Source organism: Massiliimalia massiliensis (genome assembly GCF_900155615.1).
GTDB classification, from domain to species: Bacteria; Bacillota; Clostridia; order Oscillospirales; family Ruminococcaceae; genus Massiliimalia; species Massiliimalia massiliensis.
In genome coordinates, this window is record NZ_FUHT01000004.1 from 513,026 (window position 1) to 528,151 (window position 15,126).

The following is a 15,126-nucleotide window of genomic DNA, read 5'->3' on the forward strand; positions in this document are numbered from 1 at the left end:
CAAACGGTTTGTTTTGTGCATCTTTATCAGTTTGTTCTACTAGTATGAAAACTTTGTTAAGAAAATAACCAAATTTTTGTTTTTTGTGCGGAAATTGTTGATCCCGCATTGAAATTGACAAACAATTCAGTTATAATGTATAAGAAGAAATTTTGAATAATCCGTGATCTATGGATGAATTTGTGTAAAGGAGTTGGAATGTTATGGATTGGAGTTGGGCGGATACTTTTAACGTAGCGATTACAGGTATTGTCGTTGTATTCATTGCGTTGGTTGTCCTGATTTTGATTGTGTGGATTGTTGGTAAGATTTTTGAATCTATTGACACAAAAAAAAACGGCAATAGCACAGGAAACGGAAAATCAGAAGTAGCGGTTGTTTCTGCTCCGAAAGCCGCAGCGCCTTTGGCAGAGGACGGCTTGACCGACGAGGTTGTTGCCGCCATTACTGCCGCAATTGCCTGTGTCATGACTGAAAATGGAGTTGTAAAACCGTTCCGGGTGAAAACCATTCAGCGTGTTGGTTCGCGCAATGTGTGGAATATGGCTGGGCTGATGGAGAATACCCGTCCGTTTTAAGAATAGGAAAATAACGCAAGGAGAGAAAAACTATGTCGATGTTTTTAGAGAGCATGGGCGATATGCTGACCCAGTCCGGGTTTGCGGCATTTTTTCAGGATGGCGGTTGGAAAAACCTCATCATGATTGCCATTGCCTGTGTCCTGATGTATTTAGCAATTGTAAAACAGTACGAACCCTTGTTGCTTCTGCCGATTGCGTTCGGTATGCTGCTCGTAAACATTCCTTTAGGCGGGGTTATGGATTATCCGAAGATGATATTTGAGCCTCAGTCTGCAATGGATGCTGCCAAGCATTTCCCGTTAATCGATGTCAATACGGGAACGGAAACCTTTCAGGTTTTTCAAAATCTCGAAAAACAGACAAACGGCGGTTTGCTGTACTATCTGTACCAGGGCGTTAAGCTGGGGATTTATCCGCCGCTGATCTTCTTAGGGATCGGCTGTATGACCGATTTCGGCCCGTTGATTGCAAATCCGAAATCCTTTATCCTGGGTGCTGCTGCACAGCTTGGTATTTTCATTACTTTTATTGGAGCGCTTGCAATTTCCGAGATCGGAATCCCGGGACTTACCTTTACACCGGAACAGGCCGCTTCTATCGCAATCATCGGCGGTGCTGACGGCCCGACCGCGATTTACACAACCGGTAAGCTGGCTCCGGAGCTTTTAGGCCCGATTGCCGTCGCCGCATATTCCTATATGGCGTTGGTACCGGTTATCCAGCCTCCGATTATGAAGCTTTTAACTACCAAGAAAGAACGTTTGGTTGTAATGGAACAGCTCCGTCCGGTTTCCAAAACCGAAAAAATCCTGTTCCCGATCATTGTTACCTTGGTTGTATGCTGCTTAGTACCGTCTGCTACTCCGCTGATCGGTATGCTGATGCTCGGCAACCTCTTTAAAGAGAGCGGCGTTGTTGACCGTTTGGTCAAGACCGCTCAGAACGAGCTGATGAACATCGTCACTATCTTCCTGGGCGTAACCGTTGGTGCGACTGCCAATGCGGAAACCTTCCTGAGCCCGCAGACAATTGCGATTATCTTCCTTGGATTATTTGCATTCTGTGTTGGTACGGCGGGAGGCGTCCTTTTCGGAAAGTTGATGTATATCTTTACCAAGGGAAAGGTAAACCCGTTGATTGGTTCCGCTGGTGTTTCTGCGGTTCCGATGGCAGCCCGTGTATCTCAGAAGGTTGGCGCTGCGGAAAAACCGACCAACTTCCTGCTCATGCATGCAATGGGTCCGAACGTCGCTGGCGTAATCGGTTCTGGCGTTGCTGCCGGTGTCTTAATTAGTATTTTTGGATAATGATTTTGAAACAGGCTTGCTTATGCAGGCCTGTTTTTTTGTGTCAATTTTTATTCTTGTTAATTATAACAAAAATTTACATAGAATCTTGTGTCAGTAATTGTCTATTAATCTTGATTTTAGGAAAGTAAAATGCTAAAATAAAAAGGTATTGGGTTCCTTTCCTGCATGGAGAGGAACTGGTGGCAATCATGCGGTTCCGGAAGAGTCCGGGAAGAATAAAAGGGGAAAGGCATGGTATCAGTTTATGGCAATTATCAAAAGCATGCGCTCTTTAAAGGGGGTTCATGTGCCGCATTGCAAAAATACGGAGCAGCTGGCCTCTGTCGTATTTCGCGACGTATCCGAAGTAATCATCCCAATGCAGCAGCATATGGGCGCTCCGTGTAAGCCGACTGTCAAAGCTGGCAACCTGGTCAAGCTGGGAGACAAAATCGGCGATACAGAGGAATTTTTCTCAGCGCCGATTCACGCGAGCTGCTCCGGAAAGGTGCTGCGCGTGGATGATTTCTGGACAGTCAACGGCGTTCAGACAAAGGCGGTGGTCATCCAAAACGACGGTGAATATACGGTCAGTGATTCGGTGAAAAAACCGTTTATTAGCGATAAGGATGATTTTATCGCCGCGATCAGAGAATCCGGCGCGGTCGGTTTAGGCGGCGCGGGTTTTCCGGTTCATGTGAAGCTTGCTTATAAAAATCCGGAAATTATTGATAAGCTGGTCATCAACGCGGCAGAATGCGAACCATATATCACCTCCGACTATCGGGAGTGCCTGGAAAATACCGACGCGGTTTTAGAAGGAATTAAGGCGGTTAAAAAATATCTCAACATCAAACAGGTTTATTTCGGCATTGAAGCCAACAAGCCGGAAGCATTAAGGCTTTTGGATGAAAAGACTGCGGATGATCCGAATTTCCATGTTGTCCAGTTAAAACAGCTTTACCCGCAGGGAGCGGAGAAATCCATTATTTATGCCACCACCGGGATTAAGGTCAAGGCCGGGAAGCTTCCGGCAGACTGCGGCGTAATTGTAATGAACGTTTCCTCAGCAGGTTTTATCGGGAAATACCTGGAAACCGGTATGCCGCTGGTGTCCAAACGGATTACGGTAGACGGCGACAGCGTTGGAAATCCCCAGAATCTGATTGTACCGATCGGCACGCCGATCCGCGCTGTATTGGAATACTGCGACGGAGATCTTGGATGTAAGAAGCTGCTGATGGGCGGCCCGATGATGGGAACTCCGGTCAATTCGGTGGATACGCCGGTCATCAAAAATAATAATGCGATTCTGGTCTTTTCCCATAATGATATCCTGGGAAAACAGACAACCTCCTGCATCCGCTGCGGAAAATGTGTTTCTGTCTGTCCGATGGGCCTGATGCCCACTATGCTGGAAAAGGCATATGACCGGAAGGACGCGGACGCGTTAAACAGCCTTCAGATCAATCTGTGCATCAACTGCGGCTGCTGCAGCTTTATCTGCCCGGCCAAACGCCAGCTTGCTCAGAAAAATCAGTTGGCAAAGGCATTTGCACGGAAGAATACGAAAAAATCGTAATGGATATGGATGAATGTTTGGAGAGAAGGAGAGCCTATGGGAAACTTTGTTGTTACACCGTCCCCGCATATTACCAGCAACAATAAAACCAGCATCATTATGCGGGATGTGGTGATCGCTTTAATGCCGGCATTGGTCGCGGCGAATGTAGTGTTTGGAATCCGCGCGCTGCTGGTAACGGCGGTATGTGTTTTATCCTGTGTTTTATTTGAATATCTAAGCCGTCTGGTCATGAAAAAGGAGAATACTATTTCTGACCTGAGCGCAGTCGTAACTGGCGTGCTGCTCGCGTACAATCTTCCTGTAACCATTCCGCTGTGGATCGCGGTAATTGGTTCCTTTATCGCAATTGTTGTGGTAAAGCAGATGTTTGGCGGAATCGGGCAGAACTTTGCAAATCCTGCTTTAACGGCAAGAATTGTGCTGTTTGCTTCCTTTGCAGTACATATGACAAATTGGGTAGAGCCTTTTGCTGTGGATACTGTATCCTCGGCGACTCCGCTTCTGGATATTGAGCATGCGGATACCTTGGCGCTGTTTTTGGGGAACGTCCCGGGCTGTCTTGGTGAAACCAGCGCGCTCGCGCTTTTGATCGGCGGGGTATACCTGGTAATTCGGAAGGTGATTAGCCCTGTAATCCCTGTCACTTATATCGGGACGGTATTCGTTCTGTCCTATCTATTTGGGTCTGACCCGGTGAATCAGATCCTGGCTGGCGGATTGATGCTGGGCGCAATTTTCATGGCGACTGATTATGCGACTACGCCGATCACGACCAAAGGAAAGCTGATCTTTGCTTTTGGGTGCGGGCTGATGACCGTCGCGATCCGCCTGTATGGGGCCTACCCGGAGGGCGTGTCGTTCTCTATCCTGTTTATGAATCTTTTGACTCCGTTGATTGACCGCGCTACCAAAGCAAAACCGTTTGGTGTAGAAAAGGTTCGGAAGGGGGCGGAAAAATAATGGGAAAGGCAAAAAGCATTATCATCCCAACCCTGGTTTTGACCATTATTTCTGTCTTAGTCGCGGTTCTGCTCGCCTTTACCTATAACGCGACCGGCGTAGGCAATATCCAGCCGGGTCTCAGCGAGGAAGAATGTGTGGAATTTGCACCATTGGTTTTTCCGGATTCGGAAAAACTTGAGAAGGTTGACTACCAGTCCGACCAGGCAGATCTGCTGGGTGTATATCAAAATGCTTCCGGCGACGGAGTTGCGCTGCATATCCAGACAGTCGGTTATGCGGGAAAAGGCACTCCGATCGAAGCACTGGTGGGGTTTGACTTAGAGGGGGCTATCACAGGCGTCGCAATTGTGTCCTGCGGGGAGACCCCGGGCCTCGGTACACGGGTTGAGGACGCCGAATATTTGGAAAACTATGTTGGGGTCAGCGGGACTGCCGATTCGGTGGATACCATTACCGGCGCGACGATCTCGTCCACAGCGCTGAGGAATGGAGTTAATTTTGCACTCCAGCAATTTGAAGCAGTGAAAGGGGAGGTGCTGGCATGAGGAACTGGAAAACATTCAGCAAAGGAATTCTGGAAGAAAACCCGGTTCTGGTAATGCTTCTGGGTACCTGCCCGACTTTGGCTACCACGACGCTTGCGATGACCGGCGTTGGGATGGGGCTGGCGACCACCTTTGTATTGGTCTGCTCCAACATTGTTATTTCCCTGCTCAAGAGGGTCATTCCCAAGGAAGTGCGCCTTCCGTGTTTTATCGTTGTTATCGCTGGCTTTGTAACCTTTGTCAGCTTTATCCTGCAGTCCTATCTCCCAAGCCTTTATGATTCGCTCGGCATTTTCCTTTCCCTGATTGTAGTAAACTGCATTATTTTAGGGCGTGCGGAAATGTTTGCGAGTAAAAATTCAGTTGGTGCTTCTGCACTCGACGGACTTGGGATGGGAATCGGCTTCACGCTGGCGTTGTTTGTGATCGGATCGATCCGTGAAATCTTAGGAATGGGTTCGTTCCTCGGGTTCTCCTTCGGCGATTGGTATGAACCGATGCTGTTCTTTATCACCCCAGCCGGCGGCTTTTTTGTCTTTGGTGTGGTGATTGCTGTCGTGAACATTATCATCCGCGCGATGCACCGTAAGCCAAAGGAAAAGTTTGGCTGTGACGGATGCCCGAACCAGGCGAACTGCACCAATCAGGAAGGAGGCTGCAACGCATAATGGATTTAATGAAAGAAATGCTGGTAATCTTGTTCAGCGCGATCTTGGTTGATAACTTTGTACTGAGCAAGTTCATGGGAATCTGCCCGTTTTTGGGCGTTTCGAAAAAGATGGATTCGGCGGTCGGCATGGGCGGCGCAGTTATCTTTGTTATGCTGATGGCTTCCGCCATGACCTATCCGATTTATACCTTCCTGTTGGTTCCAAACCATCTGGAATATCTCAACACGATGGCTTTTATCCTGGTAATTGCACTGTTTGTCCAGCTGGTTGAGATTATCCTAAAACGCTTTATCAAGCCGCTGTATAATTCTTTGGGGGTATATCTCCCGCTGATTACGACAAACTGCGCGGTTTTGGGCGTAACCCTGTTAAACGTGGAAAACGAATATAATTTCCTTTCCTCTATGGTGAACTCTCTGGGCGCGGGTCTTGGCTTTACCCTGGCGCTGATCCTGTTTGCGGGAGTCCGGGAACGGGTAGAGGCGGCGGATGTGCCGGAAACGTTTAAGGGCGTCCCGATTACGCTGATTGCGGCGAGTATTGTAGCTGTTTCATTTATGGGCTTTAACGGCCTGGTTACTGGTATCTTTGGATAAGGAGGAAAACGATTATGACTCAAATATTAATTCCCGCCCTTATCTTTGCCGGGCTTGGTATTTTTGCCGGACTGCTGCTCTCCATCTTTTCTAAGGTGTTCGCTGTGAAGGTGGATGAAAGGGTAGAGAAAATCAGAGATGCGCTTCCGGGCGCAAACTGCGGCGCCTGCGGCTTTTCCGGCTGCGACGGCTATGCCGCGAGGCTGGTAGAGGATGACAGCGTCAAAACAAATCTCTGCCTTCCGGGCGGCGCAGAAGCCGCAAAGGTGATCAGCGAGGTTCTGGGGAAAAATTTTGAAGCTGTTGAGCCGATGGTCGCTGAGGTCTACTGTAAGGGTACCAGCGAAACAACCGGAGATATCTTTGAATATGACGGAATTTATTCCTGCAGCGCCTGTAACCTTTACTACAGCGGGAAGGGAAAATGCAATTACGGATGCCTGGGCTTTGGGGACTGCCAGAAGGTCTGCCAATACGGGGCAATCAGTATTGTGGACGGACGCGCACATGTCAACGAGGAGCTTTGCGTCGGCTGTGGGATGTGTGCCGGCGTTTGCCCGAAGGGCATCATCGGCGTTCATAAAAAAGCGCAGAAGGTTGTAGTAAAATGCTTCAACTGCGACCTTGGGAAATATACCAGGAGCGCCTGCTCGGCGGGGTGCATCGGATGTAAGAAATGCGAAAAGACCTGCCGGTATGATGCGATCCATGTGGAGCGGAACAAAGCGCGGATTGATTATGACAAGTGTACAAATTGCGGGGAATGCGCAGCAGCATGTCCGGTGCAATGTATTCTGGTTAAGGAATAAAGATAGAAAGAGAAACGCCTGTGCAAATCGCACAGGCGTTTCTCTTTCTATTGGATCAGGCTTTCGAAATAGCTGTCGGTGGTTTCGGGAAGCTGAAAGTCGAGGGAAAAGCTGCTCATTTCAATGGTGAGATAGGGGATATCCTTATAAAAGACCATTCTTGCAATTTCCAGCTCCTTCAGGTCACTTTCATCCTGTCCGGCCTTCTGCGTTTCTTCCTGATAGAAAATACAGATATAGGAAATCTCCGCCTCCTTTGGAAGCTTCGCGATTTTTAGGCCGGCATCGCTTGGTGTGACGATATCTTTTACAGAGGAAAGACCCATCTGGGAAATAAAATCTTTCATTTCTTCTTCGGTTTCCAGTACAGCGACCGGTTCATCGCTGCCCTCCGTCAGGATTTCTACCCGTCCGCTTTTTTTGATCTCGTCGACCGAATCAGCCAATTCCATCGCTGCGTCCATGGTATCCGATATCTTGTCAAACAGACTACAACCGGAGCAGGCCACGGCAATTGTTGCCGCTGTCAACAAAACTAAAAGAATCCGTTTCATTTTTTAACCCTTCTTTCACTTTTTCTGGCAGGGAATCATAAACCATGCGCACTACGGATGGGGAGGGCATAACCCTGGCCGCTTCCTGTTCCAGCAGCTTTTTCCAGTGTCCTGTTGCGAGGGATAAAACTGCGGCTGAAATAAGGACTGCGATAATGGCTGGTTTCATGAAGGTCACCTCTTTCAAAATCTGTACCCTTTTTTATTTGATGGATCTTTTGCTATTCAAGGTTCAGATGTTTACCTAGTATATTATTGGTAATGAGGAAAAATACCGCAAATTCAGCAATGCCCATCAGCATAGATGCGATCATCATGATGTGGAAGATCCATTCTGCCGGGAGATTCATGAAGGAAAAGTCAAAGACTGATCCGCTGATGATCAATAGGATTACGCCGATTACCTGCATAGCGAAGGAAATAATCAGGTAAGCGCCGACCGCAGATAATAATTTGTGCTTTCTGCTCATCCGGTGGCCGATTGCAAGGCAGGCGTAGTAGAACATCACGCCGGAATAAACGCCAATTACCATCACTGCAACCAATTCAATGATATAGAAAATGATATGCACCTTTTCCACAGAATCGATTTGGAACATCAGCCGGAACATTTCCGGAAGATTTTTTACCATCCACTCCACGCCGTCAGCATTGATCAGCAGAATGACCAGCGAGAGGCAGCAGGCCAGAGCACTGCAAATTGTCCAGATCAGGGAGGTGTGAAGCTTTGCCCAGAGTTGCTGGCTGGGCTTTACCGGCAGAGTCATCATCAGATATCCTTCGTCTCCTAGCAGGTTTTTGTAGAAACGGTAAACAAAGATGATAAAGGTTAGAAATAGAACGGCAAAGATTGCCAGGACATAAATCATGGTGGTAGTACCCGCCAGCATCTCAAAAATGTTCTGCAGGGTAGAACCGGCGGGGAAAAGGGTGAAATTAGTGCTGTAGCCACTGAGCTCCAGCAGCACCCGGTTGACTGAGGAAAGCACTAAAAGGATCAGGTACATTGGAATAAAGAGGCGGGCAGTTGCCTTGAATTCGTATTTCATTAATTTGCCTAACATCTGAATACCTCCCTAAAATAAGCGTCAATGGATTTACCTTGTTTTTCCCGGATGTCATCAACAGAGGAAGCTAATACCAGATTTCCCTGATTAATGAAAATTACGTCATCCAAAACCTTTTCAATATCATAGATCAGATGGGTGGAGATCATAACGGTGGAGTTTTCACTGTAGTTTGAAATGATCGTATCCAGGATATAATCCCTGGCCGCCGGGTCAACTCCGCCGATTGGCTCGTCCAGAAGATAAAGATCCGCTTCGCGGCTCATGACCAGGATAAGTTGAACCTTCTCCTTAGTACCCTTGGACATGGTTTTTAAGCGGTCATCCGGATTGATGTTCAGGCGCCCCAGCATATCGTAGGCCTTTTCCGGATTAAAGTTTTGATAGAAGTCGGTAAAAAACTGGATAATATCGCGCACCTTCATCCAATCGTTCAAATAGGTGCGTTCCGGCAGGTAAGACACCATATTTTTGGTGTCCGGTCCAACCGGGACGCCGTTAATTAAGATGCTGCCGGATGTGGGCGTCAGGATTCCGCTGGCCATTTTGATCAGGGTTGTTTTTCCGCTTCCGTTTGGGCCAAGCAGCCCAACGATACGGCCGCGGTTTACGGTCAGGTTGGTAAAATTGAGCGCAGGGATTTGGGCCAGATAATTTTTGGAAACTCCTCTGCATTCTAGAATGTGGTCCATACTCATTCCTCCTTAGATGTTTTTGAAATCAGGCGAATCGTATCCTGCTGGGAAAAACCGAGTTCCTTCATCTGTGTGAAAAACTCACCGATTTTTTCAGAGGCCAATTCATCCTTGATGGTTTCTATTTTGGTTTGATCCTCGGTAATAAATCGTCCCGAGGTGCGCTGGGAGTAAACCAGTCCGATTCGTTCCAGTTCTGCGAAGGCTTTCTGCATGGTGTTTGGGTTGACAGAGGCTTCCGAGGCCAAATCCCTGACTGACGGCAGCTTTGAGCCGGCAGGAAAGGAGCCGGATACGATTCTTCTCTGAATCTGTTCCACAAGCTGGCTGTAGATTGGCCTGTCGTCCCGAAATTCCCATTTCATCCTTTCATCTCCTTTGTATTATTGTACTATTGAAATAATACAATATTCTTTGCTAATTGTCAAGAGGCTATACAAAATTTTTTATTTTATTTTTGCGGCGTATATGGTAGAATAGAAAAAAAGCGCTGGGTATTTGCGCTGGAAAGGACGTCTTTGCAAAGCAAAGCATGGTAATTGGTATGTTGATTCACGTCAAAAAATTAAATCCGAATGCGGTAATCCCGACAAGAGGGAGTGAATTTGCCGCGGGATATGATTTATATGCCTGCCTGGAGAAGCCCCTGACAATTAAAGCAGGCGAAACAGCTAAAGTCAGTACAGGGCTTGCTGTAGAAATCCCGGAGGGCTATGCAGGCTTAGTCTATGCGCGGAGCGGGCTGGCGACTAAGAGGGGGCTTGCGCCTGCAAATAAGGTAGGAGTCTGTGACAGCGACTATCGCGGGGAATACCTGATCTTCCTGCACAACCATAGCCAGACGGACGCGGTGGTGGAGCCGGGCGAACGGATTGCCCAGCTCATTATTACCCCGTTCCTGGAAGCAGAATTTGAAGAAGCGGAGGAGCTCTCCGAGACGGAACGGGGAAGCGGCGGGTTCGGTTCAACCGGCAGATAACAAAAGCCATGCGGGCCCAAATGCACGCATGGCTTTTGTTTTCTGCAGCAGAAGAATCACTTGTTCAATCTTGAAAAAAACTGCAAAATATGGTAGAATTAATAAAATATTGACACTATATGTTGTGGAAAAATTGATGAACGAAAGGCGTAACCGGTATGTCAAAATTATCTCCCATGATGCAGCAGTATCTGAATATCAAAGCGGCCCATAAAGACCACGTCCTGTTTTTCAGGCTGGGGGATTTTTATGAGATGTTTTTTGACGATGCGGTCAATATCTCCAAAGAGCTGGAGCTAACCCTGACGGGAAAGGACTGCGGCCTGCCGGAGCGTGCGCCGATGTGCGGAATCCCTTACCATTCTGCGGAAACGTATATCAAGAGGCTGATTGATAAGGGCTATAAGGTTGCCATCTGCGAACAGACGGAGGATCCAAGCCTTGCCAAAGGTCTTGTCAAACGGGATGTGATCCGGGTGATCACGCCGGGCACCCTGATCGAAGGGGATATGCTGGAGGATTCCAGGAACAACTATATTGCAAGTATTTATATCAAAGGAAAGGCTTTTGCGGCCTGCTTTGCGGATATTTCAACCGGTGAGGTCTATCTGACGGAGCAGATCAGTACGAATCTTTCCAACGATGTCCTAAATGAGCTTTCCAAATTCATGCCTGCGGAAATTCTCTGCAATGAGGCGTTTCAGAAGGATAAGGAGATTAAGGAGTTTCTTGCAAACCGTCTGACAGCGCTCAGCAGCACCTATGAGGGAGAGCGGATCGACCTTTCGGACGCGGAGCGGGAAGTGAAGCAGCATTTCAAGGTCTCGGAAGCGGAAGAGCTCGGCATGAAAGGCGGCGGTCTTGCTGTCCTCGCATTGGGCGGGCTGATTCAGTATCTCAACCAAACCCAGCATGAGGGAGCGAAACGCCTTTCCCAGATCCATTTCTATACGGAAAGCCAGTACATGAATATTGACATTACGGCACGAAGAAATCTGGAGATTACCGAGACGATCCGCACGAAGGAAAAGCGCGGAACACTGTTATGGGTGCTGGACAAAACCAAAACTGCGATGGGGAAACGGCTGATGAGAAAATCGCTCGAACAGCCTCTGATCAATTTGGCGGAAATTACCCGACGGCAGAATGCGGTGAAGGAGCTCTTTGACGGGCATATGGTCAGGGACGGCCTCCAGCAGCAGCTTGGCGGCGTATATGACCTGGAACGTCTGATGACAAGGGTGGTGTATGACTCAGCGAACCCGAGGGAGCTGCGCGCGCTGGCGGCGACTGCAAGACGTCTGCCGGAAATTAAGGAGCTGACTGCTTCGTTCCGGAGCGAGCAGCTTCGGGAAATACATAATGACATTGACCTGATGGAGGATATCGCGAACCTGGTGGAAAACTCCATTGTGGAGGAACCGCCCTTTAGCCTCAAGGACGGCGGATATATTAAACCCGGTTTTAATGAAAACCTGGATGAATACCGCGGCCTCTGCACCAACGCCAAGGAAATAATCAAGGGAATCGAGGAATCGGAACGGGAAAAGACCGGAATCAAGGGGCTGAAGATAAAATACAACAAGGTGTTCGGCTATTATATTGAGGTTACCAACTCGAATCTCGATATGGTGCCGGAAACCTATATCCGCAAGCGGACCCTGACAAACTGCGAGCGGTATATTACACAGGAGCTCAAGGAACTGGAAACTAAGGTGCTGACCGCGAGCGAAAAAATCCTGGCGCTGGAGAATGAGATTTTCCACGAAGTCCGGAAATATATCGCCTCCCGGCTGGACGGCATCCAGCGGACTGCAAACGCTGTATCAAAGCTTGATTTTTTCTGCTCGCTTGCGTTTGTCGCGATGCAGAACAATTATGTTTGCCCGGAGCTGACCTTGGACGGAAGCCTGGAAATCAAAAATGGGCGGCATCCGGTGGTGGAGCAGATGCTCGACGGGAGCGTATTTGTCCCGAATGACACCTATCTTAATACCTCCTCCGACCGGATGGCAATTATCACAGGGCCGAATATGGCGGGGAAATCCACCTATATGCGGCAGGTAGCGATCATTACAATCATGGCGCAGATTGGCAGCTTTGTCCCGGCCTCGGCCGCCAGACTGAGCATTGTAGACCGGATTTTCACCCGTGTCGGCGCATCGGACGATCTGGCTGCCGGACAGTCCACCTTTATGGTGGAAATGAGCGAGGTGGCGCACATCTTAAAATACGCGACCTCGCAGAGTCTGGTTATTCTGGATGAAATCGGGCGCGGAACCTCTACCTTTGACGGAATGAGCATCGCCAAGGCGGTGGTGGAATTTATCGTCAATACCAAACGGCTGCGCTGTAAAACCCTGTTTGCGACCCATTATCATGAGCTGACCTCCATGGAGGACGAGCTGGAAGGGGTTAAAAACTACAATATCTCGGTGAAAAAACGGGGAGACGATATCACCTTCCTGCGGAAAATTGTGCCGGGCGGCGCGGATGACAGCTTTGGAATTGAGGTTGCGAAGCTGGCGGGAATCCCGGAAAGGGTTGTCAGCCGCGCAAAGGAAATATTATCGGAATTGGAATCGGAGCATGGCGTGGTTCGGGTGGTCAAGGAGCCTGTCCGGCAGGACAGCCAGATGACATTGATGAGCTATACCAGCGAGATTGAGGAAAAGTTAAAAGCGCTGCAGGTGGACACGCTGACGCCTCTGGAGGCGCTCAGCATGCTGTATGAATGGAAGAAATTATTAAAATAAGAAAGGCAGGTGCATGGCGTGGCAAAAATTCATGTGTTGGATAAGGCGGTATCGGAGCTGATCGCAGCCGGGGAAGTGATCGAACGCCCGGCCTCCATCGTGAAAGAGCTTTTGGAAAATGCAATCGATGCGAAAGCGACGGCTGTTACTATCGAAATCAAACAGGGCGGGATCGGCTTTATCCGGATTACGGACGATGGGGTCGGAATGGAGCCGGAGGATGTCCCGACTGCCTTTCTGCGCCATGCAACCAGTAAGGTCAGAAGCAGAGAGGATCTGTCTGATATCGCGACTCTCGGATTCCGGGGCGAGGCGCTGGCGTCTGTCTGTGCGGTGGCAAAGGTGGAGCTGATCACCAAGGCCAGGGAAAATCTGCTGGGCTGCCGGTATGTCGTTCACGGAGGAGAGGAACAGTCGCTGGAAGAGGCCGGCTGCCCGAACGGGACGACCATGATCGTGCGGGATTTATTTTACAATGTGCCTGCCAGGCTGAAATTTTTAAAGAAGGATTTTTCGGAAGGAAACGCAGTACAGGGGATTGTAGAAAAGATTGCGCTGTCCCATCCGGAAATCTCATTTAAGCTGATTAAGGACAACAAAACGGCGCTCCATACCCCTGGAGACGGAAAGCTGATTTCCGCCGTTTATGCTGTGTTTGGGAAGGAATTCTCTTCCGGGCTGATTCCGGTCAGCTATTCCCACAATGGACTGACGGTGCAGGGCTATGTTACAAAGCCATCCTTCGCCCGCACGAACCGGTCTATGCAGTACTTCTTCGTGAACGACCGGTATGTGAAATCTCGAACCTGTATAGCGGCGCTGGAAGAAGGGTATAAGCATTCGATCATGGTTGGGAAGTTTCCGGCCTGTGTTTTGAAGCTAAAAATTGACTTTAACCAGGTAGACGTCAATGTCCACCCGGCAAAGATAGAAATCCGGTTCGTGCAGGAACGCCCTGTGTTTGAAACGGTTTATTTCGGGGTAAAATCAGCATTAGATCAGCAGGATATCTTAACAGAAAAGACAAAAACGGAGGATCCGCAGCTTTTATCCTCGTTTCGGCAGGCGCCATCACAGCAAACTTATCTGAAAACGGAAAGGGAAACGGCGCGTGAGCCGGTCCGGCCTGTGCGGCAGGACGACAATTTGCTGCATATCAATCCGCAGGTTTTTTCGCCGCAGCAGAAGGTCACACTCCATGAACCGGGAGTCGTTTACCACGCTGGAAAACAGGAAAGCCTGGATGGGAACTGCCGGCCGGTATCCTCACAGCCACCGGAGCCAGAACGGAAAGCGCCTCCGGAACCGTCCTCCCATTCTGCGGCGGAGTCTTTGGAAGATTTTTCCTTCCTGTCCCGGGAAGCGTTTGAAAAGAAACAGCCGGAAGAGGCGAAACCGGCCCCTGTGGTTCCGATACCTTTGCCGGACGGAGAAACAGAAACAGAGCCGGAGCTCGCAATCCGGATGATCGGCGAGGTGTTCAAGACCTATATCCTCTTTGAAACGGAGGATTTGTTTATCATGATGGATAAGCACGCGGCGCACGAACGGATTCTCTTTGAACAGCTTAAAGAGAAAATCCATCTGCAGGAACGGCAGATTCTGCTTACCCCGATTTCAGTTCCGCTTTCGAGTGAGGAAGCGGATGCGCTTCTGTCCCATCGGGAGCTGACCGGAAAGCTGGGCTTTGTACTGGAAAGGGAAAACGGTACCGTCCGGGTAAAAGAAGCGCCGCTGATCCTCAGCCGGTATGACCTGAGAGGAATTGTAGAGGATTTGGCAAAGAACCTGCTCCTTTCCAAGGTGGATATTACGCCGCAGGCATTTGACGACCTGCTGCACTCGATGGCCTGCCGGGCGGCGATTAAGGCAAATGAGGACAATACGCCTGAAGAACTGGAGGAACTGGCAAAACAGGTGTATTTTGACCATAAAATAAGGCATTGCCCGCATGGACGCCCGGTAGGGATTACCATGACAAAATACGAAATTGAAAAGCGGTTTGGCCGCCATAATTAAAGAATCAGGAGAGACGT

Annotated in this window: 16 protein-coding genes; 11 read left to right on the forward strand and 5 right to left on the reverse strand. The window is 49.0% G+C overall.

Annotated elements, in window-relative coordinates; genetic code table 11:
• The first annotated feature begins 203 nt into the window (after positions 1-203).
• The 8 genes from CZ360_RS11030 (at position 204) to CZ360_RS11065 (ending at position 7,039) form a co-directional block, all read left to right on the forward strand.
• Positions 204-578: an OadG family protein gene (locus tag CZ360_RS11030; RefSeq protein ID WP_077534245.1), complete on the forward strand. Its 375-nt coding sequence runs from the start codon at positions 204-206 to the stop codon at positions 576-578.
• 32 nt (positions 579-610) lie between these two features.
• Positions 611-1,888, forward strand: a complete 1,278-nt coding sequence (locus CZ360_RS11035) for a sodium ion-translocating decarboxylase subunit beta (protein ID WP_077534246.1) — start codon at positions 611-613, stop codon at positions 1,886-1,888.
• Positions 1,889-2,135: 247 nt separating this feature from the next.
• Positions 2,136-3,452, forward strand: a complete 1,317-nt coding sequence (rsxC, locus tag CZ360_RS11040) for an electron transport complex subunit RsxC (protein WP_229408047.1) — start codon at positions 2,136-2,138, stop codon at positions 3,450-3,452.
• A 36-nt stretch (positions 3,453-3,488) separates the two neighbouring features.
• Entirely contained in the window at positions 3,489-4,415 is a 927-nt protein-coding gene (locus CZ360_RS11045; RefSeq protein WP_077534247.1) for an RnfABCDGE type electron transport complex subunit D, read from the forward strand.
• Positions 4,415-4,963, forward strand: a complete 549-nt coding sequence (locus CZ360_RS11050) for an RnfABCDGE type electron transport complex subunit G (protein WP_077534248.1) — start codon at positions 4,415-4,417, stop codon at positions 4,961-4,963. The genes CZ360_RS11045 and CZ360_RS11050 overlap by 1 nt, the downstream gene beginning before the upstream one ends.
• Positions 4,960-5,631: an electron transport complex subunit RsxE gene (gene rsxE, locus CZ360_RS11055; protein ID WP_077534249.1), complete on the forward strand. Its 672-nt coding sequence runs from the start codon at positions 4,960-4,962 to the stop codon at positions 5,629-5,631. Before CZ360_RS11050 ends, rsxE begins: the two co-directional genes overlap by 4 nt.
• Positions 5,632-5,639: 8 nt before the next feature.
• Positions 5,640-6,230, forward strand: a complete 591-nt coding sequence (rsxA, locus tag CZ360_RS11060; RefSeq protein WP_077534824.1) for an electron transport complex subunit RsxA — start codon at positions 5,640-5,642, stop codon at positions 6,228-6,230.
• Between the two features lie 14 nt (positions 6,231-6,244).
• Positions 6,245-7,039 (forward strand): RnfABCDGE type electron transport complex subunit B, encoded by a 795-nt coding sequence (locus tag CZ360_RS11065; protein WP_077534250.1) that lies wholly within the window; start codon positions 6,245-6,247, stop codon positions 7,037-7,039.
• 47 nt (positions 7,040-7,086) lie between these two features.
• On the opposite strand, the gene CZ360_RS11070 is transcribed toward CZ360_RS11065, so the two are convergent.
• From CZ360_RS11070 to CZ360_RS11090, 5 genes are read right to left on the reverse strand one after another with little or no spacing between them, the layout of a single operon-like run.
• A complete protein-coding gene (locus CZ360_RS11070) occupies positions 7,087-7,593 on the reverse strand; it encodes a hypothetical protein (RefSeq protein WP_159438260.1) in 507 nt (168 codons plus the stop codon).
• Entirely contained in the window at positions 7,529-7,780 is a 252-nt protein-coding gene (locus CZ360_RS11075) for a hypothetical protein (RefSeq protein WP_077534252.1), read from the reverse strand. Before CZ360_RS11075 ends, CZ360_RS11070 begins: the two co-directional genes overlap by 65 nt.
• Positions 7,781-7,814: 34 nt before the next feature.
• On the reverse strand, positions 7,815-8,657 hold the full coding sequence (locus CZ360_RS11080) for a hypothetical protein (RefSeq protein ID WP_077534253.1): 843 nt from the start codon (positions 8,655-8,657) through the stop codon (positions 7,815-7,817).
• Entirely contained in the window at positions 8,651-9,352 is a 702-nt protein-coding gene (locus CZ360_RS11085) for an ABC transporter ATP-binding protein (protein ID WP_077534254.1), read from the reverse strand. Before CZ360_RS11085 ends, CZ360_RS11080 begins: the two co-directional genes overlap by 7 nt.
• Positions 9,353-9,354: 2 nt before the next feature.
• The gene (locus tag CZ360_RS11090; protein ID WP_077534255.1) at positions 9,355-9,720 is read right to left on the reverse strand and encodes a GntR family transcriptional regulator; all 366 of its coding nucleotides are present in this window, start codon (positions 9,718-9,720) and stop codon (positions 9,355-9,357) included.
• Between the two features lie 179 nt (positions 9,721-9,899).
• Between CZ360_RS11090 and dut the strand changes: the two genes are divergently transcribed.
• The 3 genes from dut to mutL all read left to right on the forward strand — a co-directional run bounded on the left by dut (position 9,900) and on the right by mutL (position 15,109).
• Complete coding sequence (dut, locus tag CZ360_RS11095) at positions 9,900-10,334, forward strand: dUTP diphosphatase (RefSeq protein ID WP_077534256.1); 435 nt, start codon at positions 9,900-9,902, stop codon at positions 10,332-10,334.
• Positions 10,335-10,492: 158 nt separating this feature from the next.
• A complete protein-coding gene (gene mutS / locus CZ360_RS11100; RefSeq protein ID WP_077534257.1) occupies positions 10,493-13,090 on the forward strand; it encodes a DNA mismatch repair protein MutS in 2,598 nt (865 codons plus the stop codon).
• An 18-nt stretch (positions 13,091-13,108) separates the two neighbouring features.
• Positions 13,109-15,109, forward strand: coding sequence for a DNA mismatch repair endonuclease MutL (gene mutL, locus CZ360_RS11105; protein WP_077534258.1), 2,001 nt, complete (start codon positions 13,109-13,111; stop codon positions 15,107-15,109).
• The last annotated feature ends 17 nt before the right edge of the window (positions 15,110-15,126 follow it).

Bases quoted from the DNA above. Each gene is read 5' to 3' on its own strand.
- CZ360_RS11045 (WP_077534247.1), top strand. From the start codon at position 3,489: ATGGGAAACTTTGTTGTTACACCGTCCCCGCATATTACCAGCAACAAT.
- CZ360_RS11080 (WP_077534253.1), bottom strand. From the start codon at position 8,657: ATGTTAGGCAAATTAATGAAATACGAATTCAAGGCAACTGCCCGCCTC.
- CZ360_RS11085 (WP_077534254.1), bottom strand. From the start codon at position 9,352: ATGGACCACATTCTAGAATGCAGAGGAGTTTCCAAAAATTATCTGGCC.
- mutS (WP_077534257.1), top strand. From the start codon at position 10,493: ATGTCAAAATTATCTCCCATGATGCAGCAGTATCTGAATATCAAAGCG.
- CZ360_RS11065 (WP_077534250.1), top strand. From the start codon at position 6,245: ATGACTCAAATATTAATTCCCGCCCTTATCTTTGCCGGGCTTGGTATT.
- CZ360_RS11050 (WP_077534248.1), top strand. From the start codon at position 4,415: ATGGGAAAGGCAAAAAGCATTATCATCCCAACCCTGGTTTTGACCATT.
- CZ360_RS11070 (WP_159438260.1), bottom strand. From the start codon at position 7,593: ATGAAACGGATTCTTTTAGTTTTGTTGACAGCGGCAACAATTGCCGTG.
- CZ360_RS11030 (WP_077534245.1), top strand. From the start codon at position 204: ATGGATTGGAGTTGGGCGGATACTTTTAACGTAGCGATTACAGGTATT.
- rsxE (WP_077534249.1), top strand. From the start codon at position 4,960: ATGAGGAACTGGAAAACATTCAGCAAAGGAATTCTGGAAGAAAACCCG.
- CZ360_RS11090 (WP_077534255.1), bottom strand. From the start codon at position 9,720: ATGAAATGGGAATTTCGGGACGACAGGCCAATCTACAGCCAGCTTGTG.
- rsxC (WP_229408047.1), top strand. From the start codon at position 2,136: ATGGCAATTATCAAAAGCATGCGCTCTTTAAAGGGGGTTCATGTGCCG.
- CZ360_RS11035 (WP_077534246.1), top strand. From the start codon at position 611: ATGTCGATGTTTTTAGAGAGCATGGGCGATATGCTGACCCAGTCCGGG.
- rsxA (WP_077534824.1), top strand. From the start codon at position 5,640: ATGAAAGAAATGCTGGTAATCTTGTTCAGCGCGATCTTGGTTGATAAC.
- dut (WP_077534256.1), top strand. From the start codon at position 9,900: ATGTTGATTCACGTCAAAAAATTAAATCCGAATGCGGTAATCCCGACA.